This window comes from Pseudomonas sp. RIT411, assembly GCF_003057735.2.
Lineage (GTDB): Bacteria > Pseudomonadota > Gammaproteobacteria > Pseudomonadales > Pseudomonadaceae > Chryseomonas > Chryseomonas oryzihabitans.
On the sequence record NZ_QBIZ02000009.1, the window covers coordinates 34,692 to 59,737 of the forward strand.

Sequence of the window (25,046 nt, forward strand, 5' to 3'; positions counted from 1 at the left end):
GCAGGGGATACCCAGGGTGCCGCGCCGCGTCGCCGCCGTCTTGAACGTTCTTGCGCTGTGGCGCCTTCAGCCTTCCAGCAGGGCGAACAGTTCCAGGTACTGCCGGGTCAGCTTGTGGCCCGGGTCCAGGTGGATCAGCGGGCGATGCTGCTGGTGGGATTCGCGCATCTTCACCGAAGACATCAGCGGCGCCGCCAGCACCGGCAGGTCACGCGCCTGGAGTTCCTCGATCAGCTGCCGCGGGGTGCTGGCCTGGGCGTGGTACTGGTTGATGACGATGCCCTCGACGGCGAGCTTTTCGTTGTAGTCCTCGCGGATCTCCTCCAGCTCCTCGATCAGGTCGTAGAGCGCCTGCTGGGCGAAGACATCGCAGTCGAAGGGGATCAGGCAACGATCGGCGGCGATCAGCGCCGAGATGCTGTAGAAATTCAGCGCCGGCGGGGTGTCCAGGTAGATGCGGTCATAGTCTTCGCCAAGCTTGTCGAGGTACTTGGCGAGCTTCTGGATCTTGTACTTGGATTCGAGCTTGAACTGCAGCTCGGTCAGCTCGCCCGAGGCGGCGATCAGATCCAGATTCGGCCAGGCGGTGGCGTGGATGTTGGCCTGGGCCTTCTTGCCGCCGCTCAGCGTCTGCTTGAAGAAATCGGCGATGCCATGGGGCAGGTCGTCGCCCACCTCGCCGGTGAGGTACTGGCTGGAATTGGCCTGGGGATCGAGGTCCACCAGCAGGGTGCGATAGCCCTCGTGGGCGCTGATGGCCGCCAGGTTGCAGGCGATGCTGGACTTGCCGACACCGCCCTTCTTGTTGAAGACCACGCGGCGCAGGGCATGACCGGAGGGAGAGCTGTGTGCGTTCATTGAGTCGTCCCGACAGTGAGAGGAGCCTGGGTGCAAAGGTGTGGCTGTGGCGTTTCGCTTATACCGAAAGGCCAGGCGCGGACGATGACGAATTTATGGCCGTTGCATGACATTCGTATGACGAGCCTAGCGCAGCGGTGGAACCTAGGCGTCTGCCCGGGCTTCGAACTCGGCAAGCTCCCGTCGAGAATGCGCCATGACCCTCCGCCGATTCCCCGCCTTGCTGCTGCTCGCCTGCGCTCCGCTGGCCCAGGCCGCCAACGACACCCAATCGCCGGTCCCGGTGCCGGGTGCCCCCGCCCAGACCGATACCCGGGTGCTCGAAGCCGGCGCCGACGTCCTGCAGCGCAAGCCGCCCATCGCCGCCCTCAACACCTACCTGGACGGCTTCCACTTCTACAACGGCCATCCCCACAGCCAGATGGAGGCCCATCACTATTGCAGCGTCCTGGGCGAAGAGATGTTCCAGTGCGTGATCTACGACGGCAATGTCGCCGATGCCAAGCTGATGGGCGTCGAGTACATCATCAGCGAACGGCTGTTCAAGACCCTGCCCGAGGCCGAGAAGGCGCTCTGGCACAGCCATGTGCACGAGGTGAAGTCGGGCCAACTGGTCGCGCCCGGCGTACCCCAGGTGGCCGAACACCGGCTGATGGACAAGCTGGTGCACACCTACGGCAAGACCTGGCATACCTGGCATACCGATCAGGATCTGGAGCTGCCCCTGGGCGTGCCCCAGCTGATGATGGGCTTCACCGCCGACGGCCAGCTCGATCCCAAGCTGCTCGCCGAGCGTGATCGCCGCCTGGGCATCTCTTCCGCCGAGACCAGGGCCGCCCGTGCCGACCTGCCGACTCCCGCAGTCGCCCCCGGCGCCAATGCCTGGCAGCAGGGCAAGGTCATCCAGCTGCAGGACCCCACCGGCCAGCTGCACAAGCACGACGGCGAGCACACCGAAAAGGGCGTCAACACCAGTTCGAACAAGCCCTGAGAGTTGGGTTAGGCTCCAGTCAGGTAGCCGTCTGGAGTCGACCCATGTCCTTGCCCACGCTACATACGCCTCGGCTGGTGCTGCGGCCTCTTCAACTGGAGGATGCCCAGGCGATCCAGCGAATCTTTCCGCAGTGGGAGATCGTACGCTACCTCTCGGCCAGGGTGCCCTGGCCCTATCCTGCGGACGGTGCCCTGAGTTTCGTCCGTGATCTGGTTCTGCCCGGCATGGCTGCCGGTACCCATTGGTGTTGGACGCTGCGGCTGCAGGCGCAACCTGACGAGCTGATCGGCCTGGCCAGTCTGCAGGAGGAGCCAGATAACCAGCGAGGCTTCTGGCTCGATCCCGGGTACTGGCGCCAAGGGCTCATGAGCGAAGCCTGCGTCGAACTCAATCGCTACTGGTTCCAGGCACTTGGACGGCCGAGTTTGAGGGTGACCAAGGTGATTGCCAATGAAGGCTCCCGCCGGCTGTCGCAGCGCGAAGGCATGCAGCCTGTCTCCTGCCTGGAGATGGACAGCGTGAGCGGACGGCTACCGGCGGAGTGCTGGGCGCTCACCCGGACGCAGTGGTTGGCGCAGCAGGGATAGTCCCGGACCCACGCGCCGCCGTCCCGCAGGCGTGGCAGAAATGCGCGAAGGCGCTCTTGCGCGTCTGGCAGGCGCCGCAGTGGTCGTGCAGGCCGATGCCGCAATGGGGGCAGAAGTCGATCCCCGGGTCCTTGAGGTCCACCGGCCGCTCGCAGCCCGGGCAGACGCCCTTGGCCAGCCGCGCCAGGGCGGTGTCGTAGTGCAGTTCTTCGCGTCGGACGGTGTCCGGCTGGGCTTCCTTGAGCGCCAGGCGGGCGCGATAGTCCTGCAGGGCGCGGATGGCGTAGCGCCCGCCCAGGACCGTCAGCAGGATGCCCACCAGATAGCGCACATAGCCGCCATAGCTGGGCAGATAGGGCACCAGTTCGACAAAGAAGGCGAACAGCGCGAAGAAGATGAAGCCCCAGACGAAAGGCCACCAGGTGCTCTTGCGCTGGCGGACGAATAGCCAGGCGGCGACTGCCAGCAGGGGGAGCGTCAGCGCCAGGCGATAGAGGAAGACCCGCAGTTCGGCCTGCTGGCGGGCGTCGAGCCAGGCCTGCTGGGCCGCGTCGCTCAGCTCGGCCAGGCTGCGCGCGGCGGCGGCCGCGTGCTGCTCGGCATCCAGTAGCGCCTGCTCCTGGCGTTCGACCTCCTGCTCGGCGGCGCGCTCGCCGGCCTTGAGCGCGTCCAGGGCGCGGCTGCGGGCGATCAGCTCGGCGTCCTGCTCGGGGCGCTGGGTGGTCTGGCGGGTCGCCAGCCAGTTGTCGAAGGTCTCGCGATTGGCCGTGTAGCTGCGCGCCGCCGCGGCCTGCTGCAGCTGGGCCTGGTCGAGGGCGTCCTGGGCCGCGCGCCGGGCCTGGTTCGCCTGGCGCTGGTCCGCCCGCGCCGCGGCGGTGGCCGCCGGATCCATGAAGTCTTCCAGACCCTGCTGGCGCTCCACCTGGGGCAGATCGCCGACCAGGGTGCCGCCCAGGCCGATGAGAAAGCCGGCGAACACCAGCGCCAGCAGCCAGAGGCCGCGATTGAACCACTTTTCCGAGAGTCGCAGCGATTTGCCCATGGGTCCCTCCAGGTCGAAAGAAGGCACAGCTTAGCCGCTCCCCGGGCGCCCCGCTCAGGCCAGCTTGATCGCCACCACCCCGGCGACGATGGCCAGGCCGGCGCAGACGCGCCCCAGCGGCAGACTCTCGTGCAGCCAGAAGACCCCGATCAGCAGGGCGAACAGCACGCTGGTCTCGCGCAGCGCCGAGACCAGGCCGATGGGCGCCTGGGTGGTGGCAACGATCACCAGGCTGTAGGCCAGCATCGACATGACCCCGCCAGCCAGCCCGGCGCGCCAGTGCGGACCGAGGCCGGCAAAGGCCGAGCCGCCACGACTCAGGCGCAGCACCAGCGCGGCCACCACGCCGTTCACCGCGAACAGCCAGAGGGCATAGGCCACCGCATCACCGCTGGCGCGCGCGCCCAGGGCATCGGCCAGGGTGTAGGCGGCGATGAAGCTGCCGGTGGTGAAGGCGCAGACCAGCAACGCCAGGCTGGGCGGCGTGCCGCGCCGGGCCCCGAGCAGCGCCATCAGGGCGAGACCGGTCACCAGCAGGCCGAGGCCGAGCAGGGCGGGCGGCGACAGCACTTCGCCGAGGGCGAGAAAGGCCACCCCGCTGACCAGCAGCGGGGCGCTGCCGCGGGAGAGCGGATAGACCTGGCCCAGGTCGCCATAGCGATAGGCGCGGGCGAGAAAGGCGTTGTAGCCGATGTGCAGCAGGGCGGAGAGGGCGATCCAGGGCCAGGCCGCGGCCGCGGGCAGGGCCACGAAGGGCAGGGCCAGCAGGGCGGCGACGCCGGCGCCGATCTGGATCAGGCTGGCGGTGAGAAAGCGATCGAGGCCGATCTTGAGCAGGGCGTTCCAGCCGGCGTGCAGCAGGGCGGCGAGCAGTACCAGGGCGAACAGGGGCGTGGTCACGAGGCCTCCGGCCAGGCGGGTCCATCAGTCTAGCCCAGGGCGCCTTCCGGAGCGTCGCCCATGGCGTCGGGGCGCGTCACGTCGCACACTGATGGCCGTCTTTTTTCGCTCAGCCAGGATGGCTGCCATGCACACCTCTTCCCCCCTTCCACCCGCCGCTCTGCCGGTCGCGCCGCGCCACGGCGCGGTCGGCCTGGCGCTGGTCGCCGGCCTGTCGCTGCTGGCCGGCATGACCGATGCCATCGGCTTTCTCGCCACCGGCGATTTCGTCTCCTTCATGAGCGGTAATACCACCCGTCTAGCAGCCGAGGTGGCGGCAGGCCGCTGGGCTGCAGCGGGGCACCTGGCGCTGGCCATCGGCACCTTCGTGCTGGGCAATGCCGGCGGCGTACTGCTGCAACGGCTGACCCGCCAGCGCGCCTGCCTGCTGCTCGGCCTGCTGGCCCTGCTGTTGGCGCTGGCGGCCAGTCTGCCCCTGGGCCCGCTAGCGCTGCTGACCGGAGTGTTCGCCATGGGCATGGTCAATGCGGTGGTGGAGCAGGTCTATGGCCTGCCCATCGGCCTCACCTACGTCACCGGCGCCCTGTCGCGCTTCGGGCGCGGTCTGGGTCACTGGCTGCTGGGCGAGCGGCGACGCGGCTGGCGCATCCAACTGGTGCCCTGGCTGGGCATGCTGCTTGGCGGGGTGCTCGGCGCTGCGCTGGAAGCGGGACTGGGCCTGGCGGCCTGGTACGCCAGCGCAGCCCTGGCCGCGATCCTGGCGGTGATCTTTCGCCTGATCCCGCGGGCCTGGCAACTGGGCTATCTGGCGTCATGAGCGCCGCGACCCAGACCCTGGGGGTCAGCGCCCGCGATCCCGAACTGGGCCAGGCCAAGGTCCGGCTGGCCTTCATCCTGCCGGCCTCGACCTACATCATCGGCGCCTGGGCCTGGGGGCTGTTCGACACCGCCATCCTGCTGGCCAACCTGCTCTGCTACGCCCTGTTCGCCGTGGCGGCCATCGGCCTGTTCGTCGAGGTCCGGCGGCGGCCGGGGGTCAAGCCCTGGCGACGGCTGCTGGCCATGAGCCTGGACTTCAGCGCCATCACCTTTTCCTCCATCACCAGCGGCGAGGCCCTGCTGCCGCTGTTCGGCGTGCTGCTCTGGGTCACGGTGGGCAATGGCCTGCGCTATGGACGTGGCTACCTGCTGCTGGCCACCGGACTGTCGCTGACCGCCCTCGCCGCCATCATTGCCGGGATGCCCTTCCTGCAGCGCTATCCGACGGTGGCCCTGATGATGCTGGTGACCGCGCTGCTGGTGCCCGGCTACGTGCATTTCCTGCTGACCCGCATCCAGGATTCGCTGCGCGAGACCCAGGCGGCCAACCTGGCCAAGGCGCGCTTCCTGGCGCAGGCCAGCCATGACCTGCGCCAGCCGATCCATTCCATCGGCCTGTTCACCGCCTGCCTGCGCGACGGCCAGCTGAGCGCCGATCAGGGCCGGCTGGTCGACAACATCGACCGCTCCCTGCTCGGCGTCGAGCAGCTGTTCCGCTCGCTGCTGGACATCTACACCCTCGATCAGCAGCAGGTCAGTCCGCGGCGCACGGTGGTGGACCTGGATACCCTGTTCGGCGACCTGGTGCGGCAGAATGCCGAGGCGGCGCGCTGGGCCGGGGTGGAGATCCGCTGGCGCGCCTGCGGGCTGCAGGTCTACAGCGACCCGGCGCTGCTGCTCACCTCGCTGCAGAATCTGCTGTCCAACGCCCTCAAGTACGCGCCGGGCAAACCTCTGCTGCTGGCGGTGCGCCGGCGCCAGGGCCAGCTCGCCCTGGTGGTCTACGACCAGGGACCGGGCATCGCCGCCGAGCACCTGCCGCACCTGTGCGAGGAGTTCTACCGGGTACGGGAGACGCGCGATCGCGACATCGAGGGCGTCGGCCTGGGGCTGTCCATCGTACAGCGCATCGCCACCCTGCTCGATCTGCAGCTGACCATCCGCTCGCGCCCCGGCCGCGGTACCGCGGTCAGGCTCCAGGGCCTGCCGCTGGCCACCCTGCCGCTGGAGGTGCGGCCACGGCCGGTGAATGGCCCCCAGCACCTGCTCGCCGGCTGGCGGGTGCTGCTCATCGAGGACGATGCCAACGTGCTGCTGGCCACCGCGACCCTGCTGCGCAGCTGGGGTTGCGAGGTCACCACCGCCACCAGCATCCCCGCCGGCGCCGTGAGCTGCGACCTGGTGATCACCGATTTCGATCTGGATCGCAGCGCCTCGGGCGCCGACTGCATCGCCTATCTCAACCGGCTGCAGGGCCGGCGCATCCCGGCCATCGTGGTGACCGGGCACGACATTCCCCAGGTCCAGCAGGCGCTGGGCGACGCCGAGATCCCGGTGCTGGCCAAGCCGGTGCGACCGGCGGAATTGCGCGCCCTGCTGCTGGCCTCTCGCGTCGCGGCTAGCTGAGCGAGCGCTGGGCGCCGAGGCCGGCCTTGGCGCCAAAGGCGGCCGCCGCCGCGCGGGTGCCGACGCCCAGGGTGCGCAGCAGCGCGGAAACATGGATGCGCACGGTAAAGGGCGAGATGGCCAGGATCCGGGCGATCTCCTTGTTGCTCAGGCCCTGGGTGATCAGGCCGAGCACCTCCAGCTGCCGCGGCGTCAGCGCCTGCAGCCGGTGGTCGGGCGCCAGACTGGCCAGAGCCAGATTCGGCATGGCATAGCGCACCACCGGTTGCCCGGCGAGGCAGTCGGCGATCGCCTCGGCCATGGCCGCTGGCGGCAGCGCCTTGCCGATGAAGCCATCCACGCCCGCCGCCAGGATATGCTCGATCACCGTGGCGTCTTCCAGCATCGAGACCACGATCAGGGTGCTGCGCTTGAATTCCTGGCGCAGGGCGCGCAGCGAAAAGCTCAGGTCCTGGCCAGGATAGAGCAGGTCCAGCAGCAGCCCGCTGGGCGGCTCGCCCTGGCGTGCCAGTTCCAGGACCTGTTGCAGACTGTCGGCCTGCTCCACCTGCGCCTGCGGCTGCAGCTGGCGCAGGATGCGCACCAGGCCTTCACGAAACAGCGGATGGTCGTCGGCGACGATGAAACGTTGCATCTCTGGCTATCCTGGGGGCCCTGGACACCGGGCGTTACGCCGGGGTGGCCCAAAATGGCTATTCTAGCGCAGGCCCCAAGGGTGGACCACTTGGTAAAACGCTTGGGCTGCCGCAGCGCTCAGCCGTCTTGCGCCAGGCCACGCGGCGCGGCCAGCGGCTCCGACAGGTCCTGCACGGCACCTGCGCCCAACTGCCGCCGCATCAGCCACTCGAAGGCGCCGGTCAGCAGCAGCGCCGCACAGGCCAGGCCGAATGCCAGGCCCCACCAGACGCCATGGGGGCCGATACCCAACCGGACGCCCAGCAGCCAGGCGCCACTGGCGCCGATCAGGCAGTAGCAGAGCAAGCCGCCGTAGAAACCCAGGCGCGCCTGGCGGATGCCGCGCAGAGCCCCTTGGGCGATGCTCTGGGTGCCATCGAAGATGACGAACACCGCCGCGATCAGCACCAGCTGCCGCGCCAGCTCACTGACCGGGCTGTGGCCATCCGGCAGAAACAACCCCACCAGCCAGGTGGGAAAGCTCCAGAACAGCAGGGCGATGCCCAGCATCACCAGGGCACCACCACCGATGGCCAGCCGCCCCACCAGCAGGGCCTCGCGCGGCCGCCCGGCGCCCTGGTGCTGGCCGATACGGATGCTGGTGGCGTAGGAGAGGCCGGCTGGCAACATGAACACCAGATACACCAGCTGATTGGCGATCTGATGGGCCGCCAGGGCGGTGGCGCCTAGGGCGCCCATGCACAGCGCCGCGGAGAGGAACAGGCAGGCTTCCACCGCATAGGTACCGCTGATCGCCAGGCCCTGGCCGAGAGTGTCGGCGAGGGCACGACGATCCGGGCGGCGCAGATAGCGGCGCAGGGGATAGGCGGCATAGGCCGGATGGCGGGCGATATACAGCGCCAGGCCCAAGGCCGCGCCATTCATCACCACCGCGGTCACCGCGCCGATGCCTGGCAGCCCGGGTTGCGGCAGGCCGCCCCAGCCGTGCAGCAGCGCCAGGTTGAACAGGGCGTTGAGCAGCGCCGCCCCCAGCACGATGGTCAACACCGGTCCGGGTCTTTCCAGGGCGCTGGTGAAACCCCGCAGCGTCATGAACAGCAGATGGCCGGGCAGGGCGAAGGCCAGGCAGCGCAGGAATACCCCGGCCGCCTGGCGACTCTCTTCCGGCTGGCCGGCCAGGGCCAGCAATGGCTCGATATGCCACAGCAGGGTGCCGGCCAGCAGTGCCAGCACCGCGGCGATCCAGATCCCGGCCGCCGTCACCGCCGCCACGCCCTCGGTATCGCCCGCGCCCCGGCGCAAGGCCGCCAGGTTGGCCACCGCGGTGATCACCCCCACGCAGATCACCGAGACGAAGGAATAGACCGCCGCCCCCAGGCCGCCACCGGCCAGGGCGGCCGGGCCCAGGCGGCCCATCATCAGGGTGTCGGTGAAGACCATGGCCACATAGGCCAGCTGCGCACCGATCAGGGGCAAGGCGAGGCGCAACAGCGCGAGCAACTCGTGACGCGGCAGAGACATGGGTGGATCTCGCTGAGCAGGGCCGACTTTGACAAGAACTCATTGTTGGATGCGTTCGCGCCTTCCACAATCGGAAAATAGCCATGCCATCCATGAGTCAGAGTCATGCCCGACGTCCCCTCGCGGCTGCCGCCGCTGTATGCCCTGCGCGCCTTCGAGGCCGCCGCTCGCCATGGCTCCTTTACCCGCGCGGCTCAGGAGTTGTCGCTGACCCAGAGTGCGGTCAGTCGCCATGTGCGGACGCTGGAAGAGACCTTTGGCTGCCGCCTGTTCGAGCGCGCCGGCCGTCAGCTGGCGCTGACCGAGCCCGGCAAGCTGCTCCTGCCGGGCCTGAGCGAGGGCTTCGAGGCGCTGGCGCGGGCCTGCGGCAATCTCGCCGTGGCCGAGGGCACCCTGAGACTCAAGGCGCCCACCACCCTGTCGCTGCGCTGGCTGCTGGCGCGGCTGGCCCGCTTTCGCCAGCTCAGTCCGCAACTGGACATCCAGCTCACCAGCGTCTGGATGGCCAGCGACCGGGTCGACTTCGTCCACGAGCCCTTCGATTGCGCGGTGCTGCTCGGTGATGGCCGCTTCCCCGCGGACTGGGAGGTGGTGCCGCTGTTCGAGGAGTGGCTGGTGCCGGTCTGCTCGCCGGCCGCCGCGCGTGAAGGCGTCTGGGACCCGGCGCGCCTGCAGCGGGAAGAGCTGCTGCATCCCACCTTCGACCGCCGCGACTGGCGCCGCTGGCTGCAGGCCATGGGCCTGACTCAGGCGGTGCCCCTGACGGGTGGCCAGGTGTTCGACACCCTGGAGCTGGGCATGGCCGCTGCCGCGCGGGGCTACGGGGTGTCCATCGGCGATCTGGTGATGCTGGCCGAAGACGTGGCGGCCGGACTCATCGCCTTGCCCTGGCCCGAGGCGGTGGCCAGCGGCGATGCCTATTACCTGGTCTGGCCGCGCAATCGCCGGGGGCAGGCGCGCTTTCGCCAGCTGGCTGACTTCTTGCAGCGGGAAGTGGCGTCCCAGAGCCTTCCGGAGGTCATTCGCCATAAATAAGGCGCCAGACTGCTGTCATTGGCTTTAGTTCATCGTACCTCTGCCGATAAGATAACAGTTAACCTCTAAGAAGACCGCCCTAGAGCGGTCGGTCGCCTGATATAGCCCTTGCCCTCAAATTCGTACTGCCCTACAGGGATGTAGGCGCTTTGGAGCCCCCTATGGTCATTTCCCCGCGTCGTAGTATCGCCCGACAACTTGCCTTGGCCCTCAGTCTGGTACTGATTGTCGTGATCGCCGGCAGTTGTCTGTTCGCCCTCCATGCCCTGAGCGTGTCCATCGAAGGCACCCAGCGCAAGCACCTGGGCAGCGAGGCCCGACTGCTCTCCGATCAGCAGCAGACCTTTCTCAGCACCCTGAAGATCAGCACCCAGCGCCTGGCCAACCTGTTCGAGCGCCGCTTCGATGGCGGCCTGAGCCTGGCCGGCGAGCGACTGCCCCTGGGCAGCGCCACGGCCCCCGCGCTGCTGTTCGCCGGTCAGGCGCTGAACAGCGACTTCAGCCAGGTCGACGACTTCACCCGGCTGACCGGTGGCGTCGCCACCATCTTCGTGCGTGATGGCGACGACTTCACCCGTATCACCACCTCGCTGAAGAAGCAGGACGGCAGCCGCGCCATCGGTACCCAGCTCGATCGCAAGCACCCGGCCTATGCCGGTCTGCTGCAGGGCCAGAACTACGTCGGGCGCGCCCAGTTGTTCGGGCGCTCCTACATGACCCAGTACACCCCGGTCCGCGACGGCGCCGGCAAGGTCATCGCCGTGCTCTTCGTCGGCTTCGACTACACCGACGCCCAGGCCCAGCAAATGGCCCAGCTGACCCAGCTGCGCATCGGCGAGACCGGCTCCCTGGCCCTGCTCGACGAGCAGGGCAACTGGCTGGTGCCGCCGGCCAATGCCAAGCAGGCCAACGAGCTCCTCGCCGCCCTCAAGAACGATCCCAAGCAGCACGAACACACCTGGCAGGACGGCAACGAGGACTTCCTCAGCGTCAGCGCGCCGGTCGCCGGCGAAGGCTGGACCGTGGTCGCCACCCTGCCCAGGGCCGAGCTGGACGCGCCGGTGCACGCCGTGGGCCTGCGCCTGGCCATCGGCAGCCTGATCGCCCTGGTGCTGGCGGTACTCGCCTCGGTCGTCCTGTTGCGCCACAAGCTGAAGCCGCTGGGCCAGCTGGTGGAGCGGGCCCAGGCACTGGGTCGCGGTCAACTCAGCGTGCGGGTCGAGGCGCGCAGCCACGACGAGATCGGCGAACTCGCCCGGAGCTTCAACCAGATGGCCGATGCCCTGGCCTCCACCGTCGAGCAGGTCCGTGGCTCTTCGCGCGCGGTCACCGAGCGCTCCCAGCAACTGAGCCAGCTGTCCGACCAGACCCTGAGACGCTCCGCCGAGCAGTCCAGCCAGATCGACAGCATGGCCAGCGCCGTGGAGGAATTCAGCGCCACCGCCCAGAACATCGCCGACGGCATGCAGCGCACCGAGCGTCTGGTGCAGGAAAACGCCCAGCAGACCCGCACCGGTACCCAGGCCATGCAGGGCGCCTCGGGCGCCCTGGAGCAGATCGCCGATTCCCTGGCCAGCACCGCCGAACTCATCAAGGGCCTGGACGGCCGCTCCCAGCAGATTGGCGGCATCATCGGCGTCATCAGCGGGATCGCCGAGCAGACCAACCTGCTGGCGCTCAACGCCGCCATCGAAGCCGCGCGGGCCGGTGAGCAGGGCCGCGGCTTCGCCGTGGTCGCCGACGAAGTCCGGCAGCTGGCCGGTCGCACCAGCGAAGCCACCCGCGAGATCTCGCAGATGATCGGCGCGGTACAGGGCGAGACCCAGCGCGCCATGGGCGCCATCGACGAAGGCAATCGCCTCATGGAGCAGGGCCTGGCGCGCAACGCCGACGTGGCCCAGGCGCTGCGCAGCATCGACCAGCAGGTCGCCGAGGCGGTGGAGCAATTCTCCGGCATCGCCCAGGCCACCGCCGAGCAGAGCACCACCGCCACCGCCCTGAGCCGCAACATCCAGGCGATCGCCGTGGACAACGCCGCTCAGCGCGATGCCGCCGAGGTGCTGGCCGGTACCGCGGGCGAGCTGCGTCATCTGGCGGAAGACCTGAGCGCCGAAGTAGGGCGCTTCAGCTGACCGGACCCTTCCGGCAGCAGCGAAAGGGAGGCTCAGGCCTCCCTTTTTCATTCCTGCGCACCTTGGCCCTTGCCTGGCCGCAATACTCTGACTACTGTATGCAAATACAGTATAAAAGGAGGGGTATCATGGGCGTATCCAACGAGGCGGTGCAGGCCGTCGAACGCATGCTGACCACGCTGCGGGCGGAGCGGGACGACTATCGGGAGCTGGCCCACCAGTGGCGGGCCATGTGCTTCGAGCTGGCGCAGGAAAACCAGGCGTTGCGCGATCGCCTGCAGGAGCCGCCGCGACGCTACGGCCCGCCTGCCGGCGCCTAGTGACTCGCGCGATACTGCAGGGCTTCCGCCAGCTGCGCCCGCTGGATCTCGGCCTGGCCGGCGAGATCGGCCAGGGTCCGGGCCACCTTGACCACCCGGTGCAGGGCGCGCAGGGACAGATTCAGGCGTTCCCCCGCACCTTCCAGCCAGCGCTGATCGGCCTCGCCAAGGGCACAGACCTGGTGCAGCTGATCGAGACCGAGCAGGGCGTTGGGGCAACCCTGGCGCGCCAGCTGGAGGGCGCGGGCGTCGGCCACCTGGCGTGCGGCCTCCGCCGTGGTGAGTTCACTGACCGCTGAAGCGCCCAGGCGCAGGTGCTCGCGGGCCACGGTCAGGTGCAGGTCGATACGGTCCAGCAATGGGCCGGAGAGCTTGCCGCGATAGCGCTGGATCTGCTCCGGGCTGCAGCGACAGCGCCCGCTGGGATCACCCAGATAGCCGCAGGGGCAGGGATTCATCGCCGCCACCAGCTGGAAACGGGCCGGAAAGCGCACCCTTTCCCGCGCCCGGGCGATGACGATCTCGCCACTCTCCAGGGGCTCGCGCAGCACCTCCAGCACCTTGCGATCGAATTCCGGCAACTCGTCGAGAAACAGCACCCCGCGGTGGGCCAGGGTGATCTCGCCGGGACCGGGACGGCTGCCACCGCCCACCAGCGCCGGACCGGACGCCGAATGATGCGGCTGGCGAAAGGGTCGCTGCGGCCAGTGCTCAAGCGGCTCGGGGCCGGCCACCGAATGGATGGCGGCCACCTGCAGCGCCTCTTCTTCGTCCAGGTGCGGCAGCAGTCCCGGCAGGCGACTGGCGAGCAGCGTCTTGCCGGTTCCCGGTGGGCCGGCCAGCAGCAGGTTGTGGGCACCGGCCGCGGCCACCACCAGGGCGCGCTTGGCCGCCTGCTGGCCCTGGACCTCGGCGAGATCGGGATAGGGCAGCGGGGTGCGCAGCAGGCCGCTGGGCTGATAGGGGGCCAGTACGGCCTGGCCACTCAGGTGACCGGCGAATTCCAGCAGATGATCGACCGCCAGCACCCTGAGGCCACTGGCCAGGCAGGCTTCCTCGGCATTGGCGCGGGGCACCACCAGGATCCGCCCCGCGGCCCGGGCCGCCAGCGCTGCGGGCAGCACGCCGCGCACCGCCCGCACCGCGCCCGACAGGGCCAGTTCACCCAGGCACTCGTAGCCGTCGAGGCCCTGCGCTGGCAGCTGCCCGCTGGCGGCGAGAATGCCGATGGCCAGGGCCAGATCGAAACGCCCGCCGTCCTTGGGCAGGTCGGCGGGCGCGAGATTGAGGGTGATGCGGCGACTGGGGAATTCGAAGCCAGCATTGAGGATGGCGCTGCGCACCCGATCCTTGGCTTCGCGAACGGCGGTTTCCGGCAGCCCGACCAGGGTGAGGGCGGGCAGGCCGTTGGCCAGGTGCGCCTCGACGACCACCGGCGGCGCTTCCACGCCCACCTGGGCGCGGGTATGAACGAGGGCAAGCGACATGATCTCTCCTTGATCGTGATTCGCCAGACTCAGGGGTGCACCATCCTGGCGCGCCCTTGGGGATCAGTCGGCGGGCGCGACGTCCGTGGCCGGGGTAACCGGCGGCTTGACCTCGGCGGTTTGCGGCTTTTCCAGCTCGGTGAGGCGCGCTTCGAGGGCTTCCAGGCGCGCACGGGTGCGGGCCAGCACGGCCATCTGGGCATCGAATTCGTCGCGGCTGACCACATCGAGCTTGCTCAGGGCGCCTTGCAGCAGTGCCTTGAACTGGCTTTCGATCTCGGCCTTTGGCAGCGGCGAGTCCTGACCGAACAGCCGGCTGGCCTGCTGAGTCAGGGAATCGAACAGCGAACGGGTCGTGGACATGGTTATCCCCTGCAATGGATCAAAGCTCGAGTGTAGCACAGCGGGCTTCCGGCCCTCCGGCAGCGGCCCTGCACCGCTTTGGTGCCAACCCCGGCCCAGAGCTGTTCGCTGTTGGTGCAAAGTCCTGCCCGCAGGGCCAGGTCCTGCCCCTTCAGGAGGCGCGCCAGCCGGGCTGGCGCTCGAAATCCGTACGCCTTCACAAACCTGGCAAGCTTTCTGCTACTGCCGATGCAGAGACGGGCGTCCGAGGGCGCCTGGGGTGGAGGCGCGCTCTAGCCGCTTCTGCCGTGACCGCGGCGATTACCACGCCAACGGTTAAACAGACGGTCACTGCGCTAGACTTGGACCGGGGTTTGTTTTCCTGGGGCCAGTCAACTCAATCGGGAGAAGTTCATGAAACTAGTCACCGCCATCATCAAGCCGTTCAAGCTCGACGACGTGCGTGAGTCGCTGTCCGAGATCGGTGTGCAAGGCATCACCGTTACCGAGGTCAAGGGCTTCGGCCGTCAGAAGGGCCATACCGAGCTCTATCGCGGCGCCGAATACGTCGTCGACTTCCTGCCCAAGGTCAAGATCGACGTCGCCATCGCCGACGATCAGCTCGACCGCGTCATCGAGGCCATCACCAAGGCCGCCAACACCGGCAAGATCGGTGACGGCAAGATCTTCGTGGTGAATCTCGAGCAGGCCATCCGCATCCGCACCGGCGAAACCGACACAGACGCCATCTGACGCCTTAACCGACCGCCCAACCCCACACGAGCCCCAGGAGAAACAACGATGACTCTGCGCACCTACGCAGGGCTAGGAGCCCTCATGTCTTTCGTAGCGCTGCCGGGCCTGGCCATGGCCCAGGAAGCGGCTGCGGCACCAGCCATCAACAGCGGGGATACAGCCTGGATGCTGGTCTCGACGGCCCTGGTGCTGTTCATGACCATCCCGGGTCTCGCGCTGTTCTACGGCGGCATGGTGCGTGCCAAGAACGTCCTCTCGGTGATGATGCAGTGCTTCGCCATCACCGGTCTCGTCAGCATCCTGTGGATGGTCTACGGCTACAGCCTGGCCTTCGACACCACCGGCATGGAGAAGGGCGTCACCAACTTCAATTCCTTCATCGGCGGTCTGGGCAAGGCCTTCCTGTCCAGCCTGCAGCATGATGCCGTGACCTCGGCCACCGCCCTGTTCCCGGAAAGCGTCTTCGTCACCTTCCAGATGACCTTCGCCATCATCACCCCGGCGCTGATCGTCGGTGCCTTCGCCGAGCGCATGAAGTTCTCCGCCATGCTGGTCTTCTCCGGCCTGTGGTTCACCTTCGTCTACGCCCCCATCGCCCACATGGTCTGGAGCGGTGACGGCGGCCTGATGTGGGACTGGGGCGTGCTGGACTTCGCCGGCGGCACCGTGGTGCACATCAACGCCGGTGTGGCCGGTCTGGTCGCGGCCCTGGTCCTGGGCAAGCGCAAGGGCTATCCCACCACTCCCATGGCGCCGCACAACCTGGGCTACACCCTGGTCGGTGCCGCCATGCTGTGGGTCGGCTGGTTCGGCTTCAACGCCGGTTCCGCCGCCGCCGCCAACGGCACCGCCGGCATGGCTATGCTGACCACCCAGATCGCCACCGCCGCTGCCGCCCTGGGCTGGATGTTCGCCGAGTGGATCACCCACGGTAAGCCGAGCGCCCTGGGCATCGCCTCCGGCGTGGTCGCCGGTCTGGTCGCCATCACCCCGGCCGCCGGTACCGCCGGCCCCATGGGCGCCCTGATCATCGGCCTGGCCGCTGGCGTGATCTGCTTCTTCACCGCCACCAGCCTCAAGCGCAAGCTCGGCTACGACGACTCCCTGGACGCCTTTGGCGTGCACGGCATCGGTGGCATCGTTGGCGCCCTGCTGACCGGTGTCTTCGCCGCTCCGTCCCTGGGTGGCTTCGGCACCGTCACCGACATCGGCGCCCAGCTGTTCATCCAGTTCAAGGGCGTGGCCTTCACCATCGTCTACACCGGCATCGTCACCTTCGTGATCCTCAAGGTGCTGGACGTGGTCATGGGTCTGAGAGTCAACGAGGAAGAGGAAACCGTGGGTCTGGACCTCACCCTGCACAACGAGCGTGGCTACAACCTGTAAGCCACCACTCTGGAAAAAGGCGCCGCGAGGCGCCTTTTTCATGTCCGCCATACGGCTGGAACAACCGCCATCCTGCTGTGTCTAGACTGCACGCAAGCGGTGTGCAATCACCGCTTTGCTTTTCCGATCGTCGCGCTAGAATGCGCGCCCAGTCAGTCGGCGGGGGTTGTTCATGTGGCTGCAGCGGAGCTTTTCCCTGCGCGCGCGGGCGCGTGGTTTCCATCTCGTCACCGCTGAGGTGCTGGAGCAGCTGCCCGAGCTTGGCGAGTGCCGGATCGGCCTGCTGCACCTCTGGCTGCAGCACACCTCGGCCTCGCTGACCATCAACGAGAATGCCGATGGGGCGGTACGCCGCGACTTCGAGCGGTTCTTCAACCAGCTGGTGCCCCAGGGGCAGGCCGGTTACGAGCATGACTACGAAGGGCCGGACGACCTGCCTGCGCATTTCAAGAGCAGTCTGCTCGGCTGCAGCCTGAGTCTGCCGGTCCAGGCGGGTCGCCTGGCCCTGGGAACCTGGCAGGGCATCTACCTGGGCGAGCATCGCGACCAGGGTGGCGCACGGCGACTGATCGCGACGCTGCAGGGCGAATAGCCAGGAATTTTTTTTAGGAGGCCGCGTCAAAACGCGCGGTCCGATTTTGCCAAAGTGTGTGGAGGCGGTTTATGAGCGACGAAGATCTGGAGCAGGACGACCTGGAGACAGGCGCGGAAGAAGAGGGCGATAACGAAGACTTCGCTGCCGCAACCGACGACGCCGAGCAAGAGGAAAGCGGGGACAGCGAAGCGCCCGCGTCCGGGAGCAAGGCCAAGAAGAAGCGTGAAGCCGAGCCCGAGGAATTGCCTTCGGTGGAAGCCAAGCAGCGCGAGCGGGATGCATTGGAAAAGGCCATGCAGGACTTTCTGGCCCGCGGTGGCAAGGTGCAGGAAATCGACGCCAATGTGGTCGCCGATCCGCCGAAGAAGCCCGACAGCAAATATGGCAGTCGTCCCATCTAGGACCGTGCCATACCGCCTTCGAAACCCCGCCTCGGCGGGGTTTCGTCTATCTGGCGATCACAACAGCGCCATCACCATGATGAAGCCGGTGAAGGCTGCAGCCATGGTCGCAAGGCAAGCCATGCAGATTACATCATCTCTCTCATACATGTTGGCAGCGCCCTAAAGCCTAATGGGTGATGGCATTTTGCTCCTCTGGCAAACATCTCCCTGTGTGGCTCATCGCAAAAGGCCATCATCTCGCCGTCGTGATGCCAAGCAGTTCACCAATGGCGCGGGGGCCCGTAATAGGGACGGGGTTCATAGGCCGGCTGGTAGGGGTAGTAGCCCGGTGGCGCCGGCCGCCAATGGGGCGCGGCATAGCCGGGCTGCGGATAGGGCTGGTAATAGCTGTAGGGATAGCGATCCCTGCGGTAATAGGGGTGGTGCCGGTGATGCCGTCGAAATTCGCCCGCCGGCAGGAATTCGCCGCCCTCGGCGACGGCTGCGGGGCCGCCTGCCCAAGGTTGCCCACGCTCGGGGCCCTCGTAGGCGGCGGCCAGGCCGCTGGCGGTCAGGGTGGCGGTCAACAGCAGAATCAACGACGCTCGCGATGCCATGGTGCTCTCCTCGCGGCGCTCGATGGGCCGCGTCACCATGAAACACCTTTGGCGGTCAGCGGACGTCAGGCCAGGTAAAGGTCTGGTAAGGCCGCCCGTGGGCTCAGGCCCAGTCCAGGCCCTGCATGCCCACGGCGACGATGAGCGCCATGGCCAGCAGGCCGATGCCGCACATCAGGATGGTCAACTCCAGTTGATCCAGGCGCCGTTTCATCCCTGCCACCAGTGCCATAGGGTAAAGCCGATCAGCGCCATGACCAGGCTGAGAAACAACCGGTTCAACCAGAGGCTGACGCCACTCAGGAGCCTGAGCCAGAAGGGTGCGGCGGGCTCGACGGCGCGCGGGCCGGGTTGAGCGACGGCGTCCTGGGGGAGAGCGCCGGGCAGAGCGGGAGCGACGAGGGGAAGCGAGGGAATGGGCATGCAGCGAGCGCCTCCGTGCGCCTGGTGCGGAGTCCGACTGACCACAGCGGTCAGCCAAGGTCGAGCGGCACCCTGGACGGGCTGCCACTGCTGCGATCGATCATCGCCGAAATCCCCTGCAGCCGGGAAACGACCTCCTGAAACCGTCGGGCGGATCGCACTCCTGACCGCAAATAGCCGCGGACCCGGTGGCCTGGCCGCGGGCTCCGAGTGCGGAGGAGCCCTGCGCGGCTTGAGCGCCCGTGCGGACCGGTGCAGGCTGGATGACCTCGGCGCCCTGGCGCCAGCCCCGGAGGGAAAACGTCATGAGCAATCTGTTTCGCGACCTGCCCGATGCCTCTGCGGCGGAGGTGTTCACGGCCCTGCTGGAGCGGCCCGGCTGTCGTATAGAGCGGATCGTCTCCCAGGGCCAGACGACGCCGGCAGCGGCGCCCTGGCGGCAGGCCCATGAGGAATGGGTGCTGCTGCTGAAGGGCGCCGCGCGGATCGCCCTGGAGGGGCGGGAGGTGGCACTCGAACCGGGCGATACGCTGTTCATCCCGGCTGATGTCGAGCACTGGGTGACCTACACCGATCCCGCGGTCGCCACGGTGTGGCTGGCGATCCATCTCGGTGCGGTGGACGGGGCTCCAGCACCCGCGTGAGCAGGGCGGTACCGAACTCTTCAGACCAGGCGCCCGCAGCGCGGGTCGTTGCAAAGACGTTCTGGGCGGCAGGGAAGGGACGCGCCCGGGGTTTGGACGCGAGCGGGTAGGAATCGCAGGCACAAAAAAACCGGCGCTAGGCCGGTTTCTCTGATTTCCAGATCCCGCAGGATCCGGAAGCTTGTCTTGGTGCCCAGGGACGGAATCGAACCGCCGACACGGGGATTTTCAATCCCCTGCTCTACCAACTGAGCTACCTGGGCAACGGGGCGCATTAAAAGCGTTTCTCGACCTTGTGTCAACAGTGAGTCCAAAAAAATTTAGATTTTTCGGGCGCTTAGCCGTCGACTCAGGCGCTGGGGGGTACGTAGCCCTCGGCCTGGGCGTAGTCTTCACCGGACAGGAACTTGTCCATCTCGGCCTGTAGGAACTTGCGATCCTCGGTGTTCATCATGTTCAGCCGACGCTCGTTGATGAGCATGGTCTGGTGCTTCTGCCACTCTTCCCAGGCCTGCTTGGAGACGTGCTGATAGATGTCTTCGCCCTTGGCGCCGGGATAGGGCGGACGATCGAGGCCAGGCAGCTCCTGCTTGTGCTTGCGGCACATCACGGTGCGGGTCATGCGGGTTCTCCTTTGAGCGCCTGCTCGGCGCGCTTGAGCAGTTTCTGCACCGGGGCGGCAAGGCCCAGGCGCGGCGGGGAGGCGAGGTTATACCAAAGCCAGTCGCCCTCGGCCACGCGGTGCTGGCGGTGGTCCACCTGGACCAGCCAGGGTTCGATGGCCAGCTGGAAGTGACTGAAGGTGTGCACCAGGCCGGGCAGCGCCTGGCGTTCGTCGATGACCAGGCCCTGGCGTTCGGCGAGGGCTTCGAGCTCGGCCACGTCGGCCACCTCCGGCGGGCCCCAGAGACCGCCCCAGAGACCGGTCGAGGGGCGGCGCTGCAGCAGCACGGCGTTGGCGTCGTTGACGAACAGCGGCATCAGCGTCTGCCGCTGGGGCAGCGTCTTGCGCGGCTTGGGCGTGGGAAACTCGGTTTCCTGGCCCAGCAGGTGGGCGCGGCAGCCCAGCTTGACCGGACACAGCAGGCAACTGGGCTTGCTGCGGGTGCAGAGGGTGGCGCCCAGGTCCATCATCGCCTGGGTGTAGGGGCCGACCCGCTCGCGGGGCATCAGCCGGTCGGCCACGTCCCAGAGGCGGCGGGCCACGGCGGGTTCGCCGGGATAGCCGGCGGTGGCGGTGTAGCGGGCCAGGACGCGCTTGACGTTGCCGTCGAGAATCGGCGCGCGGATGCCCATGCTCAGGCTGGCGATGGCGCCGGCGGTGGAGCGACCGATGCCGGGCAGCTCGGCCAGGGCCTCGACGCTACGGGGAAATTCGCCGCCATGGCGCTCGACCACGGTCTTGGCGGCCTTGTGCAGGTTGCGCGCACGGCTGTAGTAGCCAAGACCGGTCCAGAGGTGCAGGACCTCGTCTTCCGGGGTGGCGGCCAGCGCCTCGACGGTGGGCAGCGCCTGCATGAAGCGATCGAAATAGCCCAGCACGGTGGCGACCTGGGTCTGCTGGAGCATGATCTCCGAGACCCAGACCCGATAGGGCGTCACGGCCTGTTGCCAGGGCAGATCCTTGCGACCGTGCAGGTCGTACCAGGCCAGCACGGCGGTACCAAAGTCGTCATCAGTCATCGACGTTGCAACAGCCCTCGGATGGCGTTCTGGATGTCGGGACTGATCTTATCACCGAGCTTCTCTTCGATTTTTTCGTTCAGACGATTGCCGGCGGCGCGGGCGACGATCTGGCCCATGGCTTCGCGATCCAGGCGACAGGCCTTGGCGCCCAGTTCCAGGGGGCCGCGGCACTGCAGGGGCCACTCGATGTCGGCATAGCGCTCGCCGACCTGGCAGCCGGGGTCGGCGGCGGCATTGGTGTCGCCCTGCACGGTGATGCCCAGGCGGTAGTCGAGACCGAGGGTGCGCAGGTCGATGTCGCCCGCGCCCTTTACCGCAAGGCCGGGCACGCTGACGCTGAGGTCCTGGTTGCGGGCCACGCCGTTGACGATGCTGAGGCTGCCGCTCAACTGGCGGAAGGGGGTGTTCTGGCCGCCATGGGGCAGCTCCAGCGGCTTGCGATTGAGCAGGGCGATGCCCTGGCACAGCTGGCTTTCGACATTGGCGTCGATCAGCTGGCCGTTGCGCAGGGCGAAGCGCGCGGTACCGCCCAGGTTGTCGATCAGGCTGCGCTGGCTGGCGCCCGAACTGCGCAGATCGGCGTCCAGGTCGAGCAGCCCTTCCACCGGCGGCTTCTGGCCCTGGGCCTGGAGGATGCGCTCCACCGGTACGCCCTTGATGCGCTCGCGGGCGGTCAGTTGCGGCTGGACGCCCCGCACGTCGAGGGCGCCCTCGGCTGCGAAGCGCCCGCCGAACAATTCGCCTTCCAGGGCGCTGAGCTGCAACTGGCCATCGGCGGCCCTGGCCTTGAGGCTGGCGCCTTCGAAGGGTAGGCGATTGAGGGTCAGGTGCTGCAGGCCGAGATCGACCTCGGCGTCCAGGCTGCGCAGGCGCTCCACCGGCAGCAGGGTCTCCTGGCTCCAGGCGTGCTGGGTCGGGGCCTCCGGCAGCGGCGAATTGCCCTGGGTGGCGATGGCATCGACCTGGGCGACCTCTTCCTGGCGTGCGCCATTGGCCTGGCGCGCCGCGGCGGCCTTGGCCGGCAGATAGCGATCCAGGTCCAGGCGGTCGCCGCTGAGCTGGACGCGCAGGGCGCGGCGGGCGATGTCGGCTACCGCGACCCGGCCCTTGAGGGTGCTGTCGTCCAGCTGGAAATTGAAATCGTCCAGCGCCAGGGCGTTGCGGCTGGCCTGCACCTGGGCATTCATCTCGAAGCGCTGCAGGGTCTTGGCATCGGCCATGGCCGGCAATTCGACGCCGATACTGTCGAGGAAGGCGCGCAGGTCGAGGCGGGCGATGGAGACGCGCCCGGCCAGCTGCGGATCGCTTTCCAGGCCGGTGAGCTTGAGATCGCCCAGGGCCTTGAGGTCGTTGGCGGTGAGCTTGAGGCTGGTCCACTCGGCGGTCTGGGCGCGGCGGTCGACGGCCAGTTGGCCGCTGGCGGAATAGTTGACCAGCTTGCCGTTGAAGGGCTCGCCGCTGGCGTCGCCGGTCAGCTGGAGGTCGTCCAGGGCGTACTGCTGGTTGGCGGGATCGAAGCGGAATTTGCCGTTGAGCAGCACGGTGGCGTTGACCGGCGGCTGGGTGGTGCTGGCGGTGCCGGCCAGCTTGATGGGAATGGCGGTGCCGGCATAGATGGCCCCGGTCTCCAGGTCGATGCCGTCGAAGGCATAGCGCGCGCCGCTGCGGGCGTCGCTGTATTCGACCCGCGAATTGCGCACGGTCAGGCTCTCGACGTTGAGCTTGAGCGGCTGGCGACCGGCGCTCGGCTCGCCTGGCGCGGAGGCGCCGCCTGAGGTGTCGGTAGGCGCGGCGCCCGTGTCCGCCTTGGGTGCCGGGCGGCCGATCTCGGCCCAGTTGGTGCGGCCCTGCTCATCGCGACTGGCGGTGAGGTCCAGGCCGTCGATCTTGATGTCGCTCATCTCCAGGTCGCGCCGCAGCAGCAGCGGCAGCAGGCGGACCGAGAGGATCAGTCGCTGCACCTGGGCCAGCTGGCGATCCGGGGTAGCGGCGCTGGCCAGGGTGGCGTCGTGCAATTCGACGCCCAGCCAGGGAAACAGACTCCAGCCGATGTCGCCCTTGAGTTGCAGGTCGACGTTGGCCTTGTCGCGCGCCAGTTGGCGGATCTCGTCCTTGTAGTCGTTGGGATCGACCAGGTGGGTGAGGGCGAAGCCTACGGCGACCAGCAGGAGCAGCAGGCCGACGAGGACGATACCCAGCACTTTGGCGAAAGCTTTCATGACGAGGAAATTCCTGTTCCGGCGGGCGATGGCGCGACTGGCCAGTATAGGGGCTCGGCCGGCCCCGATGACATCGAGGTGTCGGCGCTGTGACAGCAGTGGTACTCGCCCGTTTCGTCGGATGACTGATGCCGCCCGTACCCTGGTAAATCAGCAGGGCTGGCAGTTGGCCAGGGTGCGCTTTAATGTCGCGCACCTCTGGTCGGTTGGCGCCGTTTCTTTGACTCGTTTAAGGGGAAGCGTGCAGGGAATGTCCACCGGCCTGGACGCTATACACTAGAAAAGGGCTGAACCCATGAGCACTACTCTCACTGCTGGCGGTGTCGCTTCGGCACGTCCGGCTTTCCTTTCCAAGGAGCGCATCGTCGCCCGGCCCGGTTTCAACCGCTGGCTGGTCCCGCCGGCCGCCCTGGCCATCCACCTGTGCATCGGCATGGCCTACGGCTTCTCGGTCTTCTGGCTGCCGCTGTCCAAGGCGATCGGCATCACCGCCGCCGTGGCCTGCCCGGTCGAGATGGGCTTCTTCGAGCAGATCTTCAGTGCCACCTGTGACTGGAAGATCTCGCAGCTCGGCTGGATCTACACCCTGTTCTTCATCTTCCTCGGCTGCTCCGCCGCCCTCTTCGGTGGCTGGCTGGAACACGCCGGTCCGCGCAAGGCCGGGGTCGTCTCGGCCCTGTGCTGGTGCGGTGGTCTGCTGATCTCCGCCCTGGGCATCTATACCCACCAGATCTGGATGCTGTGGCTGGGTTCGGGCGTGATCGGCGGTATCGGTCTGGGCCTGGGCTACATCTCGCCGGTGTCGACCCTGATCAAGTGGTTCCCGGACAAGCGCGGCATGGCCACCGGCATGGCCATCATGGGCTTCGGTGGCGGCGCCATGGTGGGTGCCCCCCTGGCCGACCTGCTGATGCGCCACTTCGCCTCGGCGACCGAGGTCGGCGTCTGGCAGGCCTTCCTGGTCATGGCGGTGGTCTACTTCGTGTTCATGATGAGCGGTGCCCTGGGCTATCGCGTACCGCCGACCGGCTGGAAACCCGCCGGCTGGACGCCTTCGACCAAGAAGGCGCAGAACGCCATGATCACCAATCGCCACGTCCACGTGAGCAAGATCTGGGGCATCCCGCAGTTCTGGCTGGTCTGGGCCGTGCTCTGCCTGAACGTGACCGCCGGCATCGGCATCCTCGGCATGGCGTCGCCGCTGCTGCAGGAAGTCTTCGGTGGTCGTCTGCTGGGCAACGGCCTGGCCTACGGTGAACTCAGCGCCGATCAGCTCAAGCAGATCGCCGCCATCGCCGCCGGCTTCACCGGTCTGCTGAGCCTGTTCAACATCGGCGGTCGCTTCTTCTGGGCATCCTTCTCCGATTACATCGGCCGCAAGATGACCTACTTCGTCTTCTTCACCCTGGGCTTCGTGCTCTATGCCATCGTGCCCTGGACCGGTCACCTGGGCAGCGTGGCGCTGTTCGTCTTCGCCTTCTGCCTGATCCTGTCCATGTACGGCGGTGGTTTCGCCACCGTGCCGGCCTACCTCGCCGACCTGTTCGGTACCCAGATGGTCGGCGCCATCCACGGTCGCCTGCTCACCGCCTGGGCCGCCGCCGGCGTCTTCGGTCCGGTGCTGGTCAACTACCTGCGCGAGTATCAGCTGAGCATGGGCATCCCCCGCGCCCAGGTGTACGACATCACCCTGTACATCCTGGCCGGTCTGCTGGTGCTGGGCTTCATCTGCAACCTGATGGTGCGTCCGGTGGCCGACAAGCACTTCATGACCGAAGCCGAACTCGCCGTCGAGCGCGCCAATGGCCACGACAGCAACGCCGGCAGCGCCCAGGTGCTGGAGTGGAGCGCCGATCCCAAGACCAAGCCGCTGGCCATCGCCGCCTGGCTGGCCGTGGGCATCCCGCTGGCCTGGGGCATCTGGATCACCCTGCAAAAGACCGCCGCCCTGTTCAGCTGAGTCACAGCCGAACCGGACGGTAATGGGGCGTCCCCACGCGGGCGCCCCTCGCGGTGGGACGCCTCGTCCCGCCGCGCT

General features: G+C 67.7%; 24 protein-coding genes and 1 tRNA gene. 13 read left to right on the forward strand and 12 right to left on the reverse strand.

What is annotated here, in order from left to right:
* Positions 1 to 66: 66 nt before the first annotated feature.
* The gene (locus tag DBY63_RS14265; RefSeq protein ID WP_027597461.1) at positions 67 to 825 is read right to left on the reverse strand and encodes a ParA family protein; all 759 of its coding nucleotides are present in this window, start codon (positions 823 to 825) and stop codon (positions 67 to 69) included.
* Positions 826 to 1,054: 229 nt separating this feature from the next.
* Between DBY63_RS14265 and DBY63_RS14270 the strand changes: the two genes are divergently transcribed.
* Positions 1,055 to 1,849, forward strand: a complete 795-nt coding sequence (locus tag DBY63_RS14270) for an OBAP family protein (protein ID WP_108581615.1) — start codon at positions 1,055 to 1,057, stop codon at positions 1,847 to 1,849.
* 44 nt (positions 1,850 to 1,893) lie between these two features.
* Positions 1,894 to 2,439, forward strand: a complete 546-nt coding sequence (locus DBY63_RS14275; RefSeq protein ID WP_074584166.1) for a GNAT family N-acetyltransferase — start codon at positions 1,894 to 1,896, stop codon at positions 2,437 to 2,439.
* On the opposite strand, the gene DBY63_RS14280 is transcribed toward DBY63_RS14275, so the two are convergent.
* Both DBY63_RS14280 and DBY63_RS14285 read right to left on the reverse strand, forming a co-directional pair.
* Positions 2,405 to 3,481 carry a serine endopeptidase gene (locus tag DBY63_RS14280; RefSeq protein ID WP_108581614.1) on the reverse strand — a complete coding sequence of 359 codons (1,077 nt, stop codon included), beginning with the start codon at positions 3,479 to 3,481 and terminating at the stop codon, positions 2,405 to 2,407. The genes DBY63_RS14275 and DBY63_RS14280 overlap by 35 nt on opposite strands.
* A 54-nt stretch (positions 3,482 to 3,535) precedes the next feature.
* On the reverse strand, positions 3,536 to 4,381 hold the full coding sequence (locus DBY63_RS14285; protein ID WP_027597462.1) for a membrane protein: 846 nt from the start codon (positions 4,379 to 4,381) through the stop codon (positions 3,536 to 3,538).
* Between the two features lie 127 nt (positions 4,382 to 4,508).
* Here DBY63_RS14285 and DBY63_RS14290 point away from each other — a divergent pair, with 127 nt between their 5' ends.
* Together DBY63_RS14290 and DBY63_RS14295 are read left to right on the forward strand one after the other, a co-directional pair.
* The gene (locus DBY63_RS14290) at positions 4,509 to 5,198 is read left to right on the forward strand and encodes a YoaK family protein (RefSeq protein WP_044342260.1); all 690 of its coding nucleotides are present in this window, start codon (positions 4,509 to 4,511) and stop codon (positions 5,196 to 5,198) included.
* A complete protein-coding gene (locus DBY63_RS14295) occupies positions 5,195 to 6,826 on the forward strand; it encodes a hybrid sensor histidine kinase/response regulator (protein ID WP_051398679.1) in 1,632 nt (543 codons plus the stop codon). The genes DBY63_RS14290 and DBY63_RS14295 overlap by 4 nt, the downstream gene beginning before the upstream one ends.
* Here the strand turns inward: DBY63_RS14295 and DBY63_RS14300 are convergent.
* Together DBY63_RS14300 and DBY63_RS14305 are read right to left on the reverse strand one after the other, a co-directional pair.
* Positions 6,819 to 7,460, reverse strand: a complete 642-nt coding sequence (locus tag DBY63_RS14300; RefSeq protein ID WP_108581613.1) for a response regulator transcription factor — start codon at positions 7,458 to 7,460, stop codon at positions 6,819 to 6,821. The two genes, DBY63_RS14295 and DBY63_RS14300, sit on opposite strands and share 8 nt — an antisense overlap.
* Before the next feature lie 119 nt (positions 7,461 to 7,579).
* Positions 7,580 to 8,983: a NorM family multidrug efflux MATE transporter gene (locus DBY63_RS14305; RefSeq protein ID WP_027597465.1), complete on the reverse strand. Its 1,404-nt coding sequence runs from the start codon at positions 8,981 to 8,983 to the stop codon at positions 7,580 to 7,582.
* A gap of 105 nt (positions 8,984 to 9,088) precedes the next feature.
* On the opposite strand from DBY63_RS14305, the gene DBY63_RS14310 reads away from it, so the two are divergent.
* The 3 genes from DBY63_RS14310 (at position 9,089) to DBY63_RS14320 (ending at position 12,470) form a co-directional block, all read left to right on the forward strand.
* Positions 9,089 to 10,018, forward strand: coding sequence for a LysR substrate-binding domain-containing protein (locus DBY63_RS14310; protein ID WP_077171080.1), 930 nt, complete (start codon positions 9,089 to 9,091; stop codon positions 10,016 to 10,018).
* A gap of 161 nt (positions 10,019 to 10,179) precedes the next feature.
* Positions 10,180 to 12,150: a methyl-accepting chemotaxis protein gene (locus DBY63_RS14315; protein WP_108581612.1), complete on the forward strand. Its 1,971-nt coding sequence runs from the start codon at positions 10,180 to 10,182 to the stop codon at positions 12,148 to 12,150.
* Positions 12,151 to 12,278: 128 nt separating this feature from the next.
* Positions 12,279 to 12,470, forward strand: coding sequence for a hypothetical protein (locus DBY63_RS14320; protein WP_044342256.1), 192 nt, complete (start codon positions 12,279 to 12,281; stop codon positions 12,468 to 12,470).
* On the opposite strand, the gene DBY63_RS14325 is transcribed toward DBY63_RS14320, so the two are convergent.
* Together DBY63_RS14325 and DBY63_RS14330 are read right to left on the reverse strand one after the other, a co-directional pair.
* Entirely contained in the window at positions 12,467 to 13,957 is a 1,491-nt protein-coding gene (locus DBY63_RS14325; RefSeq protein ID WP_108581611.1) for a YifB family Mg chelatase-like AAA ATPase, read from the reverse strand. The genes DBY63_RS14320 and DBY63_RS14325 overlap by 4 nt on opposite strands.
* A 63-nt stretch (positions 13,958 to 14,020) precedes the next feature.
* Complete coding sequence (locus tag DBY63_RS14330) at positions 14,021 to 14,320, reverse strand: accessory factor UbiK family protein (RefSeq protein WP_027597470.1); 300 nt, start codon at positions 14,318 to 14,320, stop codon at positions 14,021 to 14,023.
* Positions 14,321 to 14,713: 393 nt separating this feature from the next.
* Here DBY63_RS14330 and glnK point away from each other — a divergent pair, with 393 nt between their 5' ends.
* The 4 genes from glnK to sutA all read left to right on the forward strand — a co-directional run bounded on the left by glnK (position 14,714) and on the right by sutA (position 17,437).
* Complete coding sequence (glnK, locus tag DBY63_RS14335; protein ID WP_003096476.1) at positions 14,714 to 15,052, forward strand: P-II family nitrogen regulator; 339 nt, start codon at positions 14,714 to 14,716, stop codon at positions 15,050 to 15,052.
* Between the two features lie 48 nt (positions 15,053 to 15,100).
* Positions 15,101 to 16,441 carry an ammonium transporter gene (locus tag DBY63_RS14340; RefSeq protein ID WP_108581610.1) on the forward strand — a complete coding sequence of 447 codons (1,341 nt, stop codon included), beginning with the start codon at positions 15,101 to 15,103 and terminating at the stop codon, positions 16,439 to 16,441.
* Between the two features lie 172 nt (positions 16,442 to 16,613).
* A complete protein-coding gene (locus DBY63_RS14345) occupies positions 16,614 to 17,033 on the forward strand; it encodes a secondary thiamine-phosphate synthase enzyme YjbQ (RefSeq protein WP_007159806.1) in 420 nt (139 codons plus the stop codon).
* Positions 17,034 to 17,104: 71 nt separating this feature from the next.
* On the forward strand, positions 17,105 to 17,437 hold the full coding sequence (gene sutA, locus DBY63_RS14350; protein ID WP_007159805.1) for a transcriptional regulator SutA: 333 nt from the start codon (positions 17,105 to 17,107) through the stop codon (positions 17,435 to 17,437).
* A gap of 263 nt (positions 17,438 to 17,700) precedes the next feature.
* Here sutA and DBY63_RS14355 read toward each other — a convergent pair whose 3' ends face one another.
* Positions 17,701 to 18,036, reverse strand: a complete 336-nt coding sequence (locus DBY63_RS14355; protein ID WP_007159803.1) for a hypothetical protein — start codon at positions 18,034 to 18,036, stop codon at positions 17,701 to 17,703.
* 728 nt (positions 18,037 to 18,764) lie between these two features.
* On the opposite strand from DBY63_RS14355, the gene DBY63_RS14365 reads away from it, so the two are divergent.
* Positions 18,765 to 19,103, forward strand: a complete 339-nt coding sequence (locus DBY63_RS14365) for a cupin domain-containing protein (protein WP_108581609.1) — start codon at positions 18,765 to 18,767, stop codon at positions 19,101 to 19,103.
* 187 nt (positions 19,104 to 19,290) lie between these two features.
* Here DBY63_RS14365 and DBY63_RS14370 read toward each other — a convergent pair.
* The 4 genes from DBY63_RS14370 to DBY63_RS14385 all read right to left on the reverse strand — a co-directional run bounded on the left by DBY63_RS14370 (position 19,291) and on the right by DBY63_RS14385 (position 23,008).
* A tRNA-Phe gene (locus DBY63_RS14370) sits at positions 19,291 to 19,366 on the reverse strand.
* An 86-nt stretch (positions 19,367 to 19,452) separates the two neighbouring features.
* Positions 19,453 to 19,725 (reverse strand): oxidative damage protection protein, encoded by a 273-nt coding sequence (locus DBY63_RS14375; RefSeq protein WP_027597475.1) that lies wholly within the window; start codon positions 19,723 to 19,725, stop codon positions 19,453 to 19,455.
* Positions 19,722 to 20,786 (reverse strand): A/G-specific adenine glycosylase, encoded by a 1,065-nt coding sequence (mutY, locus tag DBY63_RS14380; protein ID WP_108581608.1) that lies wholly within the window; start codon positions 20,784 to 20,786, stop codon positions 19,722 to 19,724. Before mutY ends, DBY63_RS14375 begins: the two co-directional genes overlap by 4 nt.
* Complete coding sequence (locus tag DBY63_RS14385) at positions 20,783 to 23,008, reverse strand: AsmA family protein (RefSeq protein ID WP_027597477.1); 2,226 nt, start codon at positions 23,006 to 23,008, stop codon at positions 20,783 to 20,785. The genes mutY and DBY63_RS14385 overlap by 4 nt, the downstream gene beginning before the upstream one ends.
* A gap of 295 nt (positions 23,009 to 23,303) precedes the next feature.
* Between DBY63_RS14385 and DBY63_RS14390 the strand changes: the two genes are divergently transcribed.
* Positions 23,304 to 24,968, forward strand: coding sequence for an OFA family MFS transporter (locus DBY63_RS14390; RefSeq protein WP_027600691.1), 1,665 nt, complete (start codon positions 23,304 to 23,306; stop codon positions 24,966 to 24,968).
* The last annotated feature ends 78 nt before the right edge of the window (positions 24,969 to 25,046 follow it).